The sequence below is a fragment of the Luteimicrobium subarcticum genome (assembly GCF_002798015.1).
Taxonomy (GTDB): Bacteria; Actinomycetota; Actinomycetes; order Actinomycetales; family Cellulomonadaceae; genus Luteimicrobium; species Luteimicrobium subarcticum.
The window spans coordinates 116,822-133,851 of sequence record NZ_PGTZ01000012.1; the positions used below are offsets into that span (position 1 = coordinate 116,822).

Sequence of the window (17,030 nt, forward strand, 5' to 3'; positions counted from 1 at the left end):
CGTGCCGTGCCAGCTTCTGTTCGAACATCTGTTCGAACACCCCTCTAGTCAACGCTGCGCCACCGACACGCGTCAACTCGGCACCGCCTGCCTGTGCAAGGACCCGGTCGCGACCCACAATGGGCAGATGGACCTCACCCGACCCGTCCCGCCCGACCCGTACTCGATGCTCCCGGAGGTCGGGTCGTTCACCCTGACCAGCACGGACCTCACGGACGGCGCCCCGATCGACCCGCGCTTCACCATGGACGGCGAGAACCTGTCCCCCCAGCTCGCGTGGTCGGGCTTCCCGGACGGCACCCGGTCGTTCGTGGTGAGCTGCTACGACCCGGACGCGCCGACCCCGTCGGGCTACTGGCACTGGACGCTCGTCGACGTCCCGGCCACGGTGACCGGGCTCGCCACGGGCGCCGCGACGACGACCGGCCCCACCGACCCGGACCTGCCGGACGGCTCGTTCCAGGTCACCGGGGACGGCGGCACGACGGGCTACGAGGGCGCCGGTCCGCCCCCGGGCGACCGCCCTCACCGCTACGTGTACGCGGTGCACGCCCTCGACGTCGACCACCTGCCCGTCGACGAGAGCGCGAGCCCGACGGCCGTCGCGTTCAACGCGGTGTTCCACACGCTCGCGCGCGCGACCCTGACCGGCACGTACGCGCGCCCGGCCGAGAGCTGAGCGGCATGAGCGCGCCGGACACGAGCGCACCCGCCGCGGCCGGAGCCCCCTGCCAGGCGGGCGCCGCGGCGCTCCCCGCCCCGGACGACCTGCAGGTCGGGACCCTGACCTGGGTGCCCGCGCTCGACCGGCCCGACCTTCTCGCACGGCCGGTCGCGGCCGCGCTCGCCCGGTGGGCGGACGCCGTCCCCGCGGTCGCGACGCACGTCGTGGTCGCCGAGATCGACCCGGACGCAGCGGACACGGACGTCATGTCCCGCACCTACGACATCCCGACGGACTTGTCCGCGAACTGCGTGCTCGTCTCCGGACGCCGCGCCGGCGAGGAGCGGCACGCGGCCGCACTGGTCCGCGCCACCGCCCGTGCGGACGTCAACGGGACCGTGAAGGCGCTGCTCGACGTCCGTAAGGCGTCGTTCCTCCCGATGGATCGGGCCGTCGCCGAGTCGCGCATGGAGTACGGCGGGATCACCCCGATCGGGCTGCCGGACGGGTGGCGCGTGCTGGTCGACCCGGACGTCGTGGCGGCCGGGTCGGTGGCGTGCGTCGGGTCGGGCGTGCGCCGCTCGAAGCTGGTGCTCGCCGGGGCGCTGCTGCGGACCCTGCCGGGCGTCGAGGTCACGGACGGGCTCGCCCTGCGTCAGGACGGGCGTCGCGCCTGACGCCCGACAGGCGCCCACGGCAGGGTCCGGGACTGCTCAGTCGGCGTCGTGCGGGTGCCGGCGGTGGAACCAGTGCCGACGCTCGCGAGCGGACCGTGCCGCCTCGAACGAGTGCCGCGCCTGGTCCTGACGGTAGGCGATCTCGGCGTCGAAGCCGGGACCGAACATCTCGCTCATGACTCCCCCTCTCGTCGTCGTGCCCTGCGCGCGTCTCCCTTTGTCGGGAGCCGCCCGGGTGCGGGCCTGATACGACGGTGCCCCTGAGGTGGGGGCCGGGGCCTCGGTCGATCGCCCGATCCTGGGCGGTCGACCGAGACCGTGGCACCTCAGTCGCCCTTGACGTTGACGAGCTGGCGCAGGACGTGCCGGACCTCGACGAGGTCCGCGGAGTCCGCCATGACCTGGTCGATGTCCTTGTACGCGGCGGGGATCTCGTCGACGAACGCGTCCGTGTCGCGGTACTCGATGCCTGCCATCGCCGCACGCAGGTCGTCCTGCGTGAACGTCCGGCGGGCCGCCGAGCGCGAGTAGGCGCGCCCCGCTCCGTGCGGGCTGGAGCACAGCGACACCGGGTTCCCGAGACCGGTCACGACGTAGGACGCCGTGCCCATCGAGCCAGGGATCAGACCGGGCTCGCCCTCGCGGGCCCGGATGGCTCCCTTGCGCGACACCCACACGTCCTTGCCGAAGTGGTGCTCCTGCTCGGTGAAGTTGTGGTGGCAGTTGACCCGCTCCGCCTCGACGACGTCGTCGCCCATGTGCTCGGCGAGCTGGCGGACCACCCGGTCCATCATCTCCTCACGGTTGAGCCGTGCGAACTCCTGGGCCCAGCGGAGCTGGGTGATGTACGCCCAGAACTCCGGCGTGTCCTGGACGAGGTACGCCAGGTCGCGGTGCGGCAGCGGGACCCACCACTTCTCGCAGAGCTCGGCCGCGACCTTGATGTGCCTCTGCGCGATCCGGTTCCCGACCCCGCGCGAGCCCGAGTGCAGGAAGAGCCAGACGCGGTCCTGCTCGTCGGCCGTGACCTCGATGAAGTGGTTCCCGGAGCCGAGCGACCCGAGCTGGAGCCGCCAGCGCCCGGCGACGGAGTCGGGGTCGAACCCGGTCCGCGCGGCGGCCTCCTCGAGCTCGGCGACGCGCGGCGCGGCCGTCGCGACGACCTTCCTGTTGTACGCGCCGGCGGACAGCGGGACGGCACGCTCGATCGCCTGACGCAGGGCGGTCAGCGTGCTGTCGCCGCGCCCGGCGCGGACCTCGTCGGCCGTCCACTGCGTGCGGACGGCGATCATGCCGCAGCCGATGTCGACGCCGACGGCCGCGGGGATGATCGCGCGGAGCGTCGGGATCACGGAGCCGACCGTGGCACCCAGGCCGAGGTGCGCGTCGGGCATGAGGGCCACGTGCGGGTAGACGAACGGCATGGTGGCGGTCCGCTCCGCCTGCTCGCGGGTCACGGGCTCGAGGATCGACGCCCAGCTGACCAGGTGCTTGGTGAGGTGCTGTGCAGACATGAGGCGAGATCCTGGCACGACCCCGCCGGGTCGTGCACGACGTTTCCCCAGGTCAGTTCTCCGGACGACCCTCGCGCCAGTACCCCATGAACGCGACGGACTTGCGGTCGACGCCCCGCTCGGACACGAGGTGGCGGCGCAGCGAGCGGATGACCGCGGCCTCCCCCGCGAGCCAGGCGTACAGCGGCGCCTGCGAGGCGAGCGGGACGCCTGCCTCGTCGACCGGAACCTCCCACAGGGTCTCGGCGTCGATGTCGACGTCGGGCAGCTCCTGCGCCGTGCCGGGGATGCTGCAGCAGCCCAGCAGCCGGTCGGCGGCCGCGTGCACGAGCGGGACGAGCCGGTCGCCGTGCGGGGTGCCGTCGCGGACCACCCAGGTCAGCGTGACGTTCGGGGGGACGACGAGGTCGAGGACGTCGTCGGCGCAGGGCACCTCGAGCAGGACCTCGCCGCACACGATCTCGCCGGCGACGGCCCAGTCGGCGAGCTCCGCGAGGATGACGGACACCGCGGGGACGGCCGTCTCGTCGCCGACCACGAGGAAGCTGTGGGCGCCCGGACCGGGCGCGAACTCGATGCCGCCATAGGGGCCGCCGTGGCGGGCGTCGGGCCCCCACAGCACGACGCGGTCGCCGGGGCGCGCCGCGAGCGCCCAGCGGGACGCGGGGCCGCTCTCACCGTGCAGGGCGAAGTCGATGTCGACCTCGGCGGCCACGCCGGGGATGCCGCGGCGCACGGCCCGCACGGTGTAGGTGCGCAGGGTGCAGCGCCGCTCGTCGGGCAGGGCCCGCCACCGGGTGTACCAGTCGGTGCTGCGGGGCAGGTGGTCGTAGCCGCCCTCGGTGGCGGGCAGGACGAGCTTGACGCGCTGGTCGAGACCGCCGGCGTCGAAGTCCTCGAGGCCCTCGCCGGTGAACGTGACGCGGACGAACGTGGGGCTCAGCTGCTCGGTCCGCGCGACCTGCACGTCGTAGAGGCGCCACGGGTCGGCGGGCGCTGCGGTCTCGACGGTGTCGAGCCGCTCGACGGTGCCGGCGCTCATCGCTGCTCCTCGCTCATGTAGGTGAGCCTAACCTGCCCGGCCGGGCAATACGCAAGCCCGTCGGCGCGAAATCCGCAGGACAGCGGTGTGGCGAGTCCCACACGCTCACGCGGACGCGCGCTGCGTGCGCCACAGGAGCCACACGAAGTAGGGCGCGCCGATCAGTGCGGTGACCAGGCCCGTGGCGATCTGGGACGGGGCGATCACCGTGCGTCCCACGGTGTCGGCGACGCTCACGAGGACGGCGCCGATGCCGACGGCGACGGGCACCGAGCGCGACGCCCTGGCGCCGACGAGAGCGCGCGCCGCGTGCGGCGCCACGAGACCGACGAACCCGAGCGCGCCCACGGCGCACGCCGCCGCGGCGGTGAGCACGGCCGCGAGCGCCAGGAAGCCGAGTCGCGCGCGGTCGAGCCCGACGCCCAGGACGCGCGGCACGTCCTCGTCGAGCGCGACGAGGTCGAGCGTGCGGGCGGACCCCAGCACGACCGGAAGCGCGACGAGCAGGCACAGCGCCACCGGCACGACCTGGTCCAGCGTGCGGCCGTAGGTCGAACCGGCGAGCCAGCTCAGGGCCGTGCTCGTGTCCCACGGCGAGACCACCACGACGACGAGCGTCGTGAGCGCGGCGGCCGCGGCGCTCACCCCGATGCCGACGAGGACGAGCCGGTCGGACGACACCCCGCGGGCGCCGCGCCGCCCGGCCGAGAGCCGGTACACGAGGGCGAACGTGCCGAGCGCGGCGACGGTCGCCGCGCCCATCACGGGCCAGATCCCCACACCGGGCACGAGCATCACGACGAGGACCGCGCCGAGGCTCGCGCCCGGGGTCACCCCCAGCAGGCCGGGCTCGGCGAGCGGGTTGCGGCACACGGCCTGCACGACCGAGCCGGCGAGGGCGAGCGCGGCACCGCCGAGCAGCGCGGCGAGCACGCGGGGCCAGCGCTGGTCGAGGACGAACGACACGAGACCGCCCGCCTGCCCGCGCCACCAGTTCGCGACGTCGCCGAGCAGGACGACGCGGTCGCCCAGGAGCAGCCCGGCGACGAGGGCGACGACGAGAGCGACGACGAGCACGACGCCGACCCCGACGGCCCAGCGCCGCGAGCGCAGCACGCCGTGCACCCCGCGCTCGCCCGCACCGGAGGGGCCGCTGTCGCGCAGCCGGCGCGCCAGGTGGACGAGCACGATCGCGCCGGCGAGCGACGTCACGATGCCCGTGGGGACCGAGATGGCGACGGCGGGCGGGACGACGAGCCGCAGCAGCACGTCGGCACCGACGACGACCAGCGCGCCCACGACCGCCGCGAACGGCACGAGGAGCAGGTGCCGACCCAGCCCGGGCACCCTGGACGCCACGAGGCGGGCGAGCACGGGGGCGCACAGGCCCACGAAACCGATCGGTCCGCAGACCGTGACGGCAGTCGCGGCGAGCAGCACCGCGAGGACGACGGCGACGACGCGCGTCCGGCGCACGTCGACGCCGAGGACGCGCGCGGTGTCGTCCCCGAGGCCGAGGACGTCCAGGCGGTGCGCGAGCAGCAGCACCCCGGCGAGCCCGACGACGACCAGGGGCGCGGCGAGGCTGACCTGGCGGGTGCCGGACTGGACGGTCGTGCCGCTCCCCCACGCGAACAGCCCGGCAGTCTCGGCCTGGTGGAGCATGAGCAGCACGGACGTGAGGGCGTCCAGGGCGAGGGCCACGGCGGATCCTGCGAGCACGAGCCGGGTCGGGCCGGACGCCCCGCCGCGGGCGACGAGCAGCACGAGGCCGGCGGCGGCGAGGCCACCGGTGAACGCGACGATCCCGCTCGCGTAGAACGGCAGCGTGATGCCGTACGCGGCCACGGCGACGACGGCCACGTACGCCCCCGCGTTGACCGCGAGGGTGTCGGGCGACGCGAGCGGGTTGCGCGCCACGGACTGCAGGACCGTCCCCGCGGCACCGAGGGCGACGCCGACGAGCAGCGCCGCCAGGAGCCGGGGGACGCGGCTCGACACGAGCACCGCGACGGCCTGCTCGCGCGCGTCGTCGGACGTGCCCCCGGGCGCGAGGGCGTGCAGCAGCTCGCCGACGCCGATCCGGGCCGTGCCCTGGGTGAGGTGCCAGAGGCTGAGCACGCCCAGCACGACGAGCGCGAGGACGAACACGCCCACCACGCCGAGCCGCCCGGTGCGCGCGGCGGGACCCGCCTCCTGCGTGGAGGCGGGTCCCGGGGTGTCGAGCAGGGTCATCGGTCCGTCCGTCGTGTAGCGGGTCGGTCGTGCCAGGAGGGCGGGACGGTCAGTCCGTCAGGGCGCTGACGAGCGCGTCGGCGTAGGCCTCGGCGGCCAGCGGGCCACCGAACATCCAGATGCCGTCGGGGATGCGCTTCACGTTGCCGGCCTTCACGAACGGCAGGCCCTGCCAGACCTTGTTGTCCTTGACGGGATCGACGAACGGGTCGCCGCCGTCGTCGTCGCTCGCCGCGTACACGAACGTGCTGTCCGCGTCCGTGATCGTGGTCAGGCCCTCGACGTCGGTCTGCGCGAGGCCGTAGTCCTTGTCGCCGCCCTCGGTCCACTGGTTCTGCAGGCCGAGGTCGGCGGCGACGCCGCCGAAGAAGGAGCCCGGCGTGTACATGCGGACGGACACGGTGCCGTTCTCGACCCAGCCGTCGGACATGGTGAAGGGCGCGCCGTCCTTGCCGGCCGCCGCGAGCCTCGCCTTCGCGTCGGCGATCTTGGCGTCGTAGGTCGCGAGGACCTCCTTCGCCTTCGCCTGGGTGCCCGTGGCCTCGGCGAGCGTGTCGACGGTCTTGCGCATGTAGCCGATCGGGTCGGACGCGTCGGAGCCGCGCAGCGCCAGGACCGGCACCTTCTTCGCGATCTGCTTGAGGACGTTCTCCGGCAGGTCCGTGGTCGTCACGACGAGGTCGGGGTCGAGCGCCACGATCGCGTCGAGGCTCGGCTCGCCGCGCTGGCCCACGTCGGGCGTCGAGGCGTCGATCGGGGCCACCGTGTCCCAGGTGTTGTAGCCCTTGACGTCGGCCTCGCCGACGGGCTTGACGCCCAGCGCCACGAGGTTCTCGGTGAGGCCCCACTCGAGCGAGACGATCTTCGTCGCGGGGTGGTCGAGCTGGACCGTCCCCCGCTCGTCGGTGATCGAGACCGGACCGGAGGACGCGGCGGCGGTCTGCGCGTCGGCCGGGTCCTCGGTGGTGCCGCAGCCGGCGAGCGCGAACGCCGAGGCCGCCGCGGTGAGGGTCGCGCCGAGCGCGAGGAGTCGGGATCGCATGGGTGTCCTTCGGTCGTGGCGCGGGGGCGCGCCGAGCGATGCAGAGGGCAGAGGCGGTGGCGCCTAGACCGGGACGGACGCCTCCGCGCGCCGCCGGGTCGTGTGCCGGCCCACCGGCCGGGTGCGGACGTGGCCCGCGTCGTCGACGTTCACGTCGACGCGCAGCCCGTACACGTCGCTGAGCAGGTCGGCGGTGAACGCCTCGGCGGGCGGGCCGTCGGCCCGCACGACGCCGTGGTGCAGCAGGACGACGCGGTCGGCGACCGCGGCGGCCTGGTCGAGGTCGTGCAGCACGACGCCGACGGCGACCCCGTGGTCGTCCGCGAGGTCGCGTACGAGGTCGAGGACCTCGACCTGATAGCGCAGGTCGAGGTACGTGGTGGGCTCGTCGAGCAGGACGACGCCCGTGTCCTGCGCGAGGCAGGTGGCGAGCCACACGCGTTGCAGCTCGCCGCCGGAGAGCTCGTCGACGGGCCGGTCGGCCATGTCGGCCACGCCGGTGCGCGCCATGGCGCGCTCGACGACGACCGGCCCGTCGACGTCGCCGCCGCCGAACCGGCCGCGGTACGGGTGGCGTCCGTAGGTGACCACGTCGCGCACGCTCACGCCGCCCGGCGTGGGTCGGGACTGGGTGAGCAGGGTGACGCGGCGCGCGAACTCCTTGGGGTGCAGCGCGAGGGCGTCGGTGGGCTCAGCGAGCGCCTCGGGAGCTGATCCGTCGGGGTGCGTGCCCGCGTGCGCGTGCAGCGCGACAGAACCGGAGCGCGGCGCGTGGAGGCGCGCGAGTGCGCGCAGCAGCGTCGACTTGCCCGAGCCGTTCGGCCCGACGAGAGCCGTGACCTCGCCCGCGCGCAGGACGAGGTCGGCGCCGTGCACGACGGTGCGGCCGTCGTAGGCGAGGGTCAGGTCGGCGCCCACGAGGGACGGCGCTGCAGGCAGGTCGGAACTCACAAAGGTGAGGCTAACCTGACCTTCCCCAAATTACGCAAGAGTCTTGTGATGCAAAACTGGTGTGAGGCATCTCACGCGCACCACCCGGGCGGACGTCCGTGGCAGTGCGCGTGAGGTCGTTCAGACCCGGACGACCACCTTGCCGCGCACGTGCCCGGACTCGCTCGCGCGGTGCGCGTCAGCAGCGTCCGCGAGGTCGAACACCTGGTCGACGTGCACGCGCAGCGCGCCGTCCTCGACGAGCCGCGTCAGCGCGTCCAGGTCGGCCGACGACGGCCGGACCCACGCGTAGACGCCACCCAGCTCGTCACGGGCGGCCGCGTCCACGATCGACACGACCGTGCCGCCCGGGCGCAGCACCTGCGGCGCCGTCGCGACAGCGTCGCCGCCCACGTAGTCGAGGACGACGTCCACGCCGTCGGGCGCGAGCGCGCGCACCCGGTCGGCGAGCCCGTCACCGTACGCGACCGGCTCGGCGCCGAGCTCTCGCACGAAGTCGTGGTTGCGCTCCGAGGCGGTCCCGATCACCCGGGCGCCCCGGGCCGCCGCGATCTGCACCGCCGCCGACCCCACGCCGCCCGACGCCGCGTGCACGAGCACCGTCTGCCCCGCAGCCAGCCCCGAGCGCTCGATCGTCTGGTAAGCGGTCAGGCCCGTCAGCGGCAGCGCGGCCGCCTCCTCGAACGACAGCGACGCGGGCTTGCGCGCCAAGGTGCGGACCGGCGCAGCGACGAACTCCGCGAACGTCCCGCCCTGCAGCCAGTCCTTGCGCACGTACCCGTACACCTCGTCGCCGACCGAGAGCTCCGGCGTGTCGAGCCCGACTCGCTCCACGACACCCGCGACGTCCCAGCCGGGCACGGCCGGGAAGTCCACGTCGAGGACCTGGTCGAGGTAGCCCTGCCGCACCTTCCAGTCGACCGGGTTCACGCTCGCCGCCCGGACACGGACGAGGACGGAGTCCGGCCCCACCTTCGGGACGGGCAGGTCGGAGAGCTGCAGGACGTCGGCGCCGCCGTAGCGGTCGTAGGTGATGGCTCGCATACCTCCCGCAACGCCGCAGGGCACGCTCTCCTTCCCACAGCGGTCTTGCGGACGTCTTGTGCACATCCGGGCCCTTGTGTCCCGATCGCTGCGGCCCGTGGCACAGTGGTCGGATGCCGTCGCCGTCCCGTCCTCGCACCGCGTTCCCGCTGACACCCCTGCTCGCCGCCCTGCTCGGCCTGGGAACCGCTCTCGTCGGGGTCGTGCTTCCCGCAGGTCGCGCCGAGGCCGCCACGACGGCCCTGAAGCTGACCGGCCCGACCTCCGCGTGGAGCGACCAGCACACCCAGCTCACCGCGCGGTGGACCGTCGGAGGCACGGGCGAGCGCGGGACGCTGACGCTCCAGCGACGCGACGGGAGCGTGTGGCGCGACGTGAGCAAGGCCGCGACGAGCAGCACGGGGTCAGCGCACTTCGTCGTCGCACCCACCAGCTCGATGACCTACCGCGTGCGGTCGTCCACCGGGACGGGTTCCGCCGCGCTGACCCTGCGCGTGACGCCCGCGTACGCACTGGGGGTGTCCGCACCGGCCGCCGTCACGACGGGGTCGGCCGCGACCTTGTCGGCCCACTACACGTACCACGCCGCGTCCGAGGTCACCGGGACGATCCTGGTCGAGCGGCTCAGCGGGTCCTCCTGGGTGCGGGTGACGACGTTCGCCGCGCACGCCGGGCGGGGCTCCACGACCGTCACCCCCACGGCCACGACGACCTACCGGCTGCGGACCGCCCGGGCGACGAGCGCGACGCGACGCGTGGCCGTCGGACTGCCCTCGAGCTTCACCGTCACGGGCGCGGGCGCCGGGCACGGCGTCGGCCTGTCGCAGTACGGCGCCTACGCGATGGCGCTCCAGGGATCGAGCGCCGCGTCGATCCTCACGCACTTCTACCAGGGCACGAGCGTCGCCGCCGTCACCGGCCCCGAGCGCATCAAGGTGCAGGTGTGGGGCCCGGAGCCCTACGGCTACACCAAGGGTCTCTACTCCGACACCGGCACGTCGACCACGCTGTCCTTCACGTCGTCGTGGTCGGTCGCCGGTTCGGGCACGCTGACGGGGACGTCGGCCGACACGCTGCGGGTCGCCGTCGTCGGGGACTCCCTCGTGCTGACGCGCCTGCGCGGCACCGCGAGCACCGCGACGGTCACCGCGCCCGCCGCCACGGCGAGCTTCACCACGAGCTGGACGGGCATCGCGTCGGTCGCGGGCTCCCGCGGCACCTACCACGACGGCACGCTCGTCCTCACGGCGATCGGCGGGCAGCCGAACGTCGTGGTCGACCTGCTCCTCGACACCGAGTACCTGTACGGGATCGACGAGATGCCGTCCTCGTGGGGTACCGCAGGCAGCGGCAAGGGTCTGCAGGCGCTCGAGGCGCAAGCCGTGATCGCGCGGACGTACGTCCTGTACGGCAAGCAGAAGCTCCAGGACGCGTGCGACTGCAACGTCGTGGACGACGTCCGGGACCAGAGCTACACCGGGGCGAGCAAGGCCTCGCGGGACGCCGACGGCGTCGACCTCTGGCGCAAGGCCGTCGACGCGACGCGGGGCCAGGCCGTGACGTTCGGCGGCACGGCGGCCCAGACCCCCTACTTCGCGGCGTCGGGCGGCCGCACGGCCGACAACGCCGACGTGTGGCAGGGCTCGAAGGCCGGTCCGCAGCTGGACTACCTGAGGTCCGTGGACGACCCCGCCGCGTCCGCGCCCGGCAACCCCTACGTGTCGTGGACGGACACCATCAGCCAGGCGACCGCCCGGGCGACGTTCCCCACGCTGCCCGACGTCACGTCGATCCGGGTCGACGAACGCTACTCGAGCGGGCAGGTCCGCACGCTCGTCGCCACGGCCAGCACCGGCAAGGTCGCGACCGTGTCGGCGAGCGCCGACTGGTGGCGCTCGGCCCTCGGCGTTCCGGGCTCCTGGGTGAGCGACTTCACACCGCACCCCTGACGGGCCTGCCCAGATCTTCGGCGCGCGTGGCCCATGCGGCCACCGCGACCGCGGACGCGACGTTGAGCGAGTCCACCGCGCCCGCCATCGGGATCCGCACCGTGACGTCGCAGTCCGCGATCGTCTTCTGCTTGAGCCCGTCGCCCTCGGTGCCGAACACGGTCGCGAGCCGTTCCGGCGGGTCGGCCGCGAGGTCGTCCAGGCTGATCGAGTCGTCCTCGAGCGCGAGCGCCGCGACCGTGAACCCCAGCTCGCGCAGCAGCGCGACTCCCCCGGTCCGACCCGTGTCCGCAGCAGCGTGCGGCCAGTCGTGGATGCGGGTCCACGGCACCTGGAACACCGTTCCCATCGAGACGCGCACCGCGCGCCGGTACAAGGGGTCCGCGCTGCGCGGCGTGAGCAGGACGGCGTCGACGCCCATCGCCGCGCACGCCCGCATCGCCGCACCGATGTTCGTGTGGTCGACGATGTCCTCGAGCACGACGACGCGGCGCGCACCCTCGCCGTCCCGGGCCGCGGCCAGCAGGTCGGCCACGTCCGCGAGCGGCGGACGGTGCATCGCCGCGAGCGCCCCGCGGTGCAGGTGGAACCCGGTGATCGCCTCGAGCACCTCCTCGTCGGCGACGAAGACGGGGGCACCACCGGTGGAGGCGTCAGCGGCGGCCTCGACGACGTCCGCCATGCCGTCGAGCCACTTGGCCGCCATGAGGAACGAGCGAGGCCGGTGGCCCGCCGCCACCGCACGGCGGATCACGGTGGACGACTCCGCCATGTACAGGCCCTCTGCAGGCTCGCGGCGGGTGCGCAGCGCGACGTCCGTGAGGTTCGTGTAGTCGTGCAGACGGGGGTCGGCGGGGTCGGTGACGCGGACGATCTGGAGCACGGTCGATGATCCCACGCGCTGGCGTGTCAGCTCCTGCGTCGATGCTCGGGACATGTCGCGCGCCGCAGGGACCACGAAACGCAGACGTCGGCCTGCTGGGCCACCTCGTACTCAGGCCGACGCCGTCGTGACACTGTCCGGGATCGCAGCGGACCCTGGCGATCGTGAACGCGATCATCACCGCGACGCTGGCGTCCCACACCAGCGGCTGTCGGACGACGCGCTCACCGTCACACTCCGCGCCGACGACGGCCTGCTCACGGAGCACGTCGCGTTTGCCGACGACGTCGCGGGGTGGCGGGCCGCCGAAGCCCGGAGTCGCTGGGCGTTCACCGCGGACAGTGCACGGTTCAAGCTGGCCGCTGAGGCCACCCGGATGCGGATGGCGAGCTTGTTCGACCCGATGCTCGCCGTGGCGACGAGCGCCGTCGAGCCGCTCCCCCACCAGATCAGGGCCGTCTACGAGGACCTGCTCCCAAGCCGGGACCCTTGCGCTTCCTGCTCGCCGACGACCCCGGTGCGGGCCAGACGATCATGGCGGGGCTCGACATCATGGAGCTCCTGCTCCGTGGCGACGTCGCCCGTTGCCTGGCGGTGGCCCCGGGCGGCGTGGTCGAGCAGTGGCAGTCCGAGCTCGCCGAGAAGTTCGGACTGGAGTTCGCGATCCTGACGCGCTCGCTGGCGGACACCGATCTGACGGGCGACCCGTTCACATCTCACCCGCTGCTGATCGCCCGCATGGACCAGCTCGCGCGTGCGGACACCTGGCTGGAGGCGTTGAAGGTCTCGGAGTGGGACCTCGTCGTCGTCGTCGTCGACGAGGCGCACCGCATGTCGGCGCACTACTACGGCAACGAGCTGACCCGGACGCGGCGCTACGACTCCTGGAGCCGGACCGGTTCGAGGGCGCGTACCGGGCGGGCGTCCACTCGACCGACACACGGGGGATCATGCGGCGCATGGTCAAGAAGGATCTCCTCACGTTCGAGGGCAAGCCGCTCTTCCCCGAGCGGGTGGCCGAGACCGTCACGTACCAGCTCCCATCTCTGGAGGCCGAGCTCTACGAGGCGGTCACCGAGTACGTGCGGACCGAGATGAACCGTGCCGACCGGCTGGCCGACGAGGGCGGCACCGGTCGACGCCGCACGGTCGGGTTCGCCCTGACCGTCCTGCAACGCCGCCTCGCGTCGAGCCCGGAGGCGATCTTCCGCAGCTTGCAGAGACGGTCCGAGAGGCTCCGTCGCCAGCGCGACGCGCTCCTCGTCGGAGACGGGTGCGCGCCGTAACGGGACGCCGAGGAGCTGGAGACGCTCGAGGACGAGGTCGTCGACGCGGCCACGGCAGCCCGGACCGCTGCCGAGCTCGATCTCGAGCTCGCCGTGCTCTCACAGCTCGAGGTCCTCGCGGCACGCGTGCGGGCGAACGGCACGGACCGCAAGTGGCAGGAGTTGCGCGCCCTCGTCCTCGAGGCGCGAGCGAGCGGGATCGCGGCGGTCGGCCAGCCACACAAGCTCATCGTCTTTACCGAGCACCGCGACACCCTCACGTACCTCACGGGTCGCCTCGAGGCCGTGCTCGGCTCCGTGGCGGCGGTGGTGACGATCCACGGTGGGACACCCCGGCAGGAGCGCCGCCGGATCCTGGAGGCGTTCACGAACGACCCGGGGTGCCAGGTCCTGGTCGCGACGGACGCGGCCGGTGAGGGCTCAACCTTCAGGCGGCGCACCTCATGGTGAACTACGACCTGCCGTGGAACCCGAACAGGATCGAGCAGCGGTTCGGCCGGGTGCACCACATCGGCCAACGCGAGGTCTGCCGGCTGTGGAACCTCGTGGCCGAGGACACCCGCGAGGGCCAGGTGTTCCGTCGGCTGCTCGACAAGGTCGAGGAGCAGCGCCGCGCCTACGGCGGCAGCGTGTTCGACGTCCTGGGCGAGAACGCCTTCGCCGAGCGGCCGCTGCGAGACCTGCTCCTCGACGCGATCCGGTACGGGGAGCAGCCCGAGGTCAGAGCGCGGCTCGACCAGGTGATCGACGCGTCGGTGGATCGTGGTCTCGAAGAGGTGCTGCAGGAGCGCGCGCTCGCGACGCCGCACCTCTCCGCGACCGATCTGGCGACGCTGCGGCGCGAGATGGACGAGGCCCGGGCACGCCGCCTGCAGCCGCACTACATCCAGCACTTCGTCCTGGAGGCGCTGCGCGCTCTCGGTGGCCGGTGGTCGGCTCGAGAGCAGGGACGCTTCGAGGTGACGCACGTGCCTGCTCTCCTGCGGACGGGTGCGCCATCCGGCTCGACGGACCGGCGCCTGGGGCGCAGGCGCCTGTCCGTGCGGCCCGTGGCGACCCGGTACGCACGTGTCGCGTTCGAGCCCTCGCTCGTCGACGGCAGGGTGCCGGCGGAGCTGGTCGCACCCGGGCACCCTCTGATGGACGCCCTGGTCGAGGCTGTCCTGGATCGTTGGGGCGACGTGCTCACCGAGGGCGCGGTGCTGGTCGACGACCGTGCCGTGGACCGCGCGTCGTCGTCGCAGTGGCCGAGGAGCGCCGGCGCACCCCTGTCACGCCGCTTCGACTTCGTCGACCTCGCTCCCGACGGTGGCGCAGGTCTCCCCGGACCGGCCCGTACCTGGACCTTCGCCCGGTCGGGCGGGAGGACGACGAGATGCGCGACCTGACGATCGCGCGCGACCGTCTCGTCGCACAGTCGTGGCTCGGATCCGGAGTCGACACCCTGGCACTGAGGTGGGCTGTTGCGCACGGGCTACCGGCTCACCGAGGCGAGGTCGTCGCCCGCACGTCCGCCCTGGTGGGCCGCACGCGACGGCTCGTGCGGCAGCGCCTGACCGCGCAGATGAACTTCTGGGACGCCGAGGCGGTGCGGCTGGCCGAGGACCAGGCTGCGGGGCGTCGGGTGCGTCTCTCCCCGACCACGGCTCGCGATCGCGCGCGTTCGCTCGAGGCGCGGTTGGAGCGGCGCGAACGGGACCTCGCGCTGGCCGAGCAGGTGCAGGTCCGACCACCGCGGGTGGCGGCAGCAGCCCTGGTCGTGCCGGGCGCCTGGCTCTCGACCGACGACGGTCCGGCGGCATCGCCGTCGCGACTGGCTGTCGACACAAGCTTCACGGACAAGAGAGCGGTGGCCGCGGTGCTCGCCATCGAGCGCTCGCTGGGACGCGACGCGGAGGAGAGGCCGCACAGCAACAAGGGCTACGACATCTGTTCCGTGGCGCCGGACGGGACGACGACCTCTCTCGAGGTCAAGGGTCGTGTGCTCGGTGCAGCCGACTACGTGGTGACGGCCAGCGAGGTGCTGACCGGCAAGAACACGGAGCCGCACTACCGGCTGGCGCTCGTCGCGGTCGACCCGGACGCGCCGGCCGTCGCCGAGGGTGACCCGAACCCGGCCGACGTCGTGCGGTACGTCCTCGACCCGTTCCGCGACACGACGCTGGGCACCTACGCGGACACCGCGGTGGTGCGGTCATGGAAGCGGGCCTGGGATGTCGGCGTCATTCCTCGATGAACGGCCGCTCTCACAACCGGTCGACGAACTGTTGGACCGCCGCGACGCTCACTCGCCACTCCGAGATTCGGTTGCCGTCTTCGTCGACGACCTCCCGAGGCCGTACGGATCTCCACGGGTGATCGACGTCGAACGGCGACATGAGCTCGTCGAGGAAGACGATGGAGTTCTGGACCGCGACCTCGTTCGCCAAGCGATACAGGGGCCAGGTGAACACGAAGTTGCTGGTTGACGGTTCGGTGATCGACGACACCAGACACGATGTGGTGTCGTCGCCGCTCAGGAGGTGCCGCAACGCAGAACTCCAGCTGTGCAGGTACTGGCCGATCCCCAGTACCTGAGGTTCATGAAGAAGATCTCGCTGAAGTCGCCGGTCGTGATGCGGCCCGTCGCCCCGGCAGCGTCGCGCATGCTCGGAGGCGGGTCAAGCGATGCAACGTCGATCGCGAACTCGCTGGCCTTCGAAGTAGCACGCAATGCATCGCCCCCGCTTGAGAACACACACCCTGCCCGCGCCAATCACGGGCGGGTGGCGCGATGGAGCTGCTTGGAATTCTCCTCAGGAGAGCACTCTTCGAATTTCCTCGAACCACTCACGATAAGTTCCCCATCGCGCGAGTACCGGATCCCATGCCGCACCCGTACCGTCCCACAGCGCTTCCAGCGCTTCTCCGTCCGGGTGAGACGACAGGATGGAGGCGACTTCGTCCCTGGTCGCCTCCACCAAGCTCTCCGTCTCTTGCCGTCGAAACCGCTCCAGAACATTGGTGGGCGTCGGCCCCCAGAGATCCCAATCCTGGTGAAAGTAGTTCTGGCCGAGATACCCCAGACGGCCCATCAGTACTCCTTGGGCGACGGGTACGACGTGTGCACGCGAAATCCTTGCGCCATTGAGTCGTCCCTGTAGAGAAAGGTCTCCACACTCAACGGGTCCACGAACCGGTCTGCCGCGGCCACGTAGACGCGCCCGTCAAGGGGGCTCATCGTGCTCTTGATCATAAGGCTGTATTCTTCTCCCGCAAGCCAGTTTGCAATCCTATTTGTATTTGACCGTATGTTGCGCGTGGTCACTCGCACCGCCGTCTTGACGTCCGGGAAAGTGCTTGCAAACTTGATCCCGCGGGACCTGAGGTATGCATCCGTCTTACCGACGTGACGTTCGATGACGTGCCCACCAGCGGTCTCGTGCTCCGCAAGGTCGAGCGCGTGCCTGTTGGCGTTGTGTACCAGGACGGGCGTGCCACCGGCGAGAACGTAGTAGGTGTGGTGGGTGCGGACGTGGATGTTGTAGACAGCCGTCCCGCCATCGGGCGCGCCCTCGTCCGCCCGTTCGATGTCGATGGCGTCGAGGCGGACGGTGCCAGCCTGTGCGTCGCCCGCCGTGACGGGCAGGTCGCCGGCGGTGACGAGCGGGTCGCCCGCGCGGAGGTCGCGTGCCGCGATCCAGCCGAGGCCGGCGACCATGAAGGGGTGCTCGTCGGTGGTCGTGACCCGTTGACCGTTGATG

At 72.5% G+C, this 17,030-nt stretch carries 16 protein-coding genes and 2 pseudogenes; 7 read left to right on the forward strand and 11 right to left on the reverse strand.

Annotated elements, in window-relative coordinates:
• The first annotated feature begins 127 nt into the window (after positions 1 to 127).
• Together CLV34_RS15050 and CLV34_RS15055 are read left to right on the forward strand one after the other, a co-directional pair.
• Positions 128 to 679, forward strand: coding sequence for a YbhB/YbcL family Raf kinase inhibitor-like protein (locus CLV34_RS15050; RefSeq protein ID WP_100351131.1), 552 nt, complete (start codon positions 128 to 130; stop codon positions 677 to 679).
• A 5-nt stretch (positions 680 to 684) separates the two neighbouring features.
• Complete coding sequence (locus CLV34_RS15055; protein WP_100351132.1) at positions 685 to 1,341, forward strand: YbaK/EbsC family protein; 657 nt, start codon at positions 685 to 687, stop codon at positions 1,339 to 1,341.
• 36 nt (positions 1,342 to 1,377) lie between these two features.
• Here CLV34_RS15055 and CLV34_RS16490 read toward each other — a convergent pair whose 3' ends face one another.
• The 7 genes from CLV34_RS16490 to CLV34_RS15085 all read right to left on the reverse strand — a co-directional run bounded on the left by CLV34_RS16490 (position 1,378) and on the right by CLV34_RS15085 (position 9,169).
• Positions 1,378 to 1,518, reverse strand: a complete 141-nt coding sequence (locus CLV34_RS16490; protein ID WP_157803877.1) for a hypothetical protein — start codon at positions 1,516 to 1,518, stop codon at positions 1,378 to 1,380.
• Between the two features lie 149 nt (positions 1,519 to 1,667).
• Positions 1,668 to 2,855, reverse strand: a complete 1,188-nt coding sequence (locus CLV34_RS15060; protein ID WP_100351133.1) for an RtcB family protein — start codon at positions 2,853 to 2,855, stop codon at positions 1,668 to 1,670.
• A 52-nt stretch (positions 2,856 to 2,907) separates the two neighbouring features.
• Positions 2,908 to 3,897, reverse strand: coding sequence for a siderophore-interacting protein (locus CLV34_RS15065; protein ID WP_100351134.1), 990 nt, complete (start codon positions 3,895 to 3,897; stop codon positions 2,908 to 2,910).
• Between the two features lie 105 nt (positions 3,898 to 4,002).
• Complete coding sequence (locus CLV34_RS15070; RefSeq protein ID WP_100351135.1) at positions 4,003 to 6,132, reverse strand: iron ABC transporter permease; 2,130 nt, start codon at positions 6,130 to 6,132, stop codon at positions 4,003 to 4,005.
• Positions 6,133 to 6,181: 49 nt separating this feature from the next.
• Positions 6,182 to 7,174, reverse strand: a complete 993-nt coding sequence (locus tag CLV34_RS15075; RefSeq protein ID WP_100351136.1) for an ABC transporter substrate-binding protein — start codon at positions 7,172 to 7,174, stop codon at positions 6,182 to 6,184.
• Positions 7,175 to 7,237: 63 nt separating this feature from the next.
• Positions 7,238 to 8,125: an ABC transporter ATP-binding protein gene (locus CLV34_RS15080; protein ID WP_100351137.1), complete on the reverse strand. Its 888-nt coding sequence runs from the start codon at positions 8,123 to 8,125 to the stop codon at positions 7,238 to 7,240.
• 120 nt (positions 8,126 to 8,245) lie between these two features.
• Positions 8,246 to 9,169, reverse strand: coding sequence for an NADP-dependent oxidoreductase (locus tag CLV34_RS15085; protein ID WP_100351138.1), 924 nt, complete (start codon positions 9,167 to 9,169; stop codon positions 8,246 to 8,248).
• 113 nt (positions 9,170 to 9,282) lie between these two features.
• On the opposite strand from CLV34_RS15085, the gene CLV34_RS15090 reads away from it, so the two are divergent.
• Positions 9,283 to 11,118, forward strand: a complete 1,836-nt coding sequence (locus CLV34_RS15090; protein WP_100351139.1) for a SpoIID/LytB domain-containing protein — start codon at positions 9,283 to 9,285, stop codon at positions 11,116 to 11,118.
• On the opposite strand, the gene CLV34_RS15095 is transcribed toward CLV34_RS15090, so the two are convergent.
• Positions 11,102 to 12,055 (reverse strand): TrmH family RNA methyltransferase, encoded by a 954-nt coding sequence (locus CLV34_RS15095; protein WP_100351140.1) that lies wholly within the window; start codon positions 12,053 to 12,055, stop codon positions 11,102 to 11,104. The genes CLV34_RS15090 and CLV34_RS15095 overlap by 17 nt on opposite strands.
• 498 nt (positions 12,056 to 12,553) lie before the next feature.
• Here CLV34_RS15095 and CLV34_RS17365 point away from each other — a divergent pair.
• From CLV34_RS17365 to CLV34_RS16810, 4 genes and pseudogenes are all read left to right on the forward strand, one after another.
• Positions 12,554 to 12,787, forward strand: a pseudogene (locus tag CLV34_RS17365) (DEAD/DEAH box helicase family protein); the annotation flags it as partial.
• A 173-nt stretch (positions 12,788 to 12,960) separates the two neighbouring features.
• The gene (locus CLV34_RS17120) at positions 12,961 to 13,287 is read left to right on the forward strand and encodes a hypothetical protein (protein WP_245859279.1); all 327 of its coding nucleotides are present in this window, start codon (positions 12,961 to 12,963) and stop codon (positions 13,285 to 13,287) included.
• 126 nt (positions 13,288 to 13,413) lie between these two features.
• Positions 13,414 to 14,675 (forward strand): annotated as a pseudogene (locus CLV34_RS16805) (helicase-related protein).
• Positions 14,663 to 15,523, forward strand: a complete 861-nt coding sequence (locus CLV34_RS16810) for a protein NO VEIN domain-containing protein (RefSeq protein ID WP_211289476.1) — start codon at positions 14,663 to 14,665, stop codon at positions 15,521 to 15,523. The pseudogene CLV34_RS16805 and the gene CLV34_RS16810 overlap by 13 nt, the downstream one beginning before the upstream one ends.
• 10 nt (positions 15,524 to 15,533) lie before the next feature.
• On the opposite strand, the gene CLV34_RS15105 is transcribed toward CLV34_RS16810, so the two are convergent.
• The 3 genes from CLV34_RS15105 to CLV34_RS15110 form a co-directional block, all read right to left on the reverse strand.
• The gene (locus CLV34_RS15105) at positions 15,534 to 15,857 is read right to left on the reverse strand and encodes a hypothetical protein (RefSeq protein WP_342747244.1); all 324 of its coding nucleotides are present in this window, start codon (positions 15,855 to 15,857) and stop codon (positions 15,534 to 15,536) included.
• 225 nt (positions 15,858 to 16,082) lie between these two features.
• A complete protein-coding gene (locus CLV34_RS16495; RefSeq protein WP_157803878.1) occupies positions 16,083 to 16,361 on the reverse strand; it encodes a contact-dependent growth inhibition system immunity protein in 279 nt (92 codons plus the stop codon).
• Positions 16,361 to 17,030 (reverse strand): RNase A-like domain-containing protein (locus tag CLV34_RS15110; RefSeq protein ID WP_211289478.1); only part of this gene is annotated, 670 nt, incomplete at its 5' end. The genes CLV34_RS16495 and CLV34_RS15110, both read right to left, overlap by 1 nt.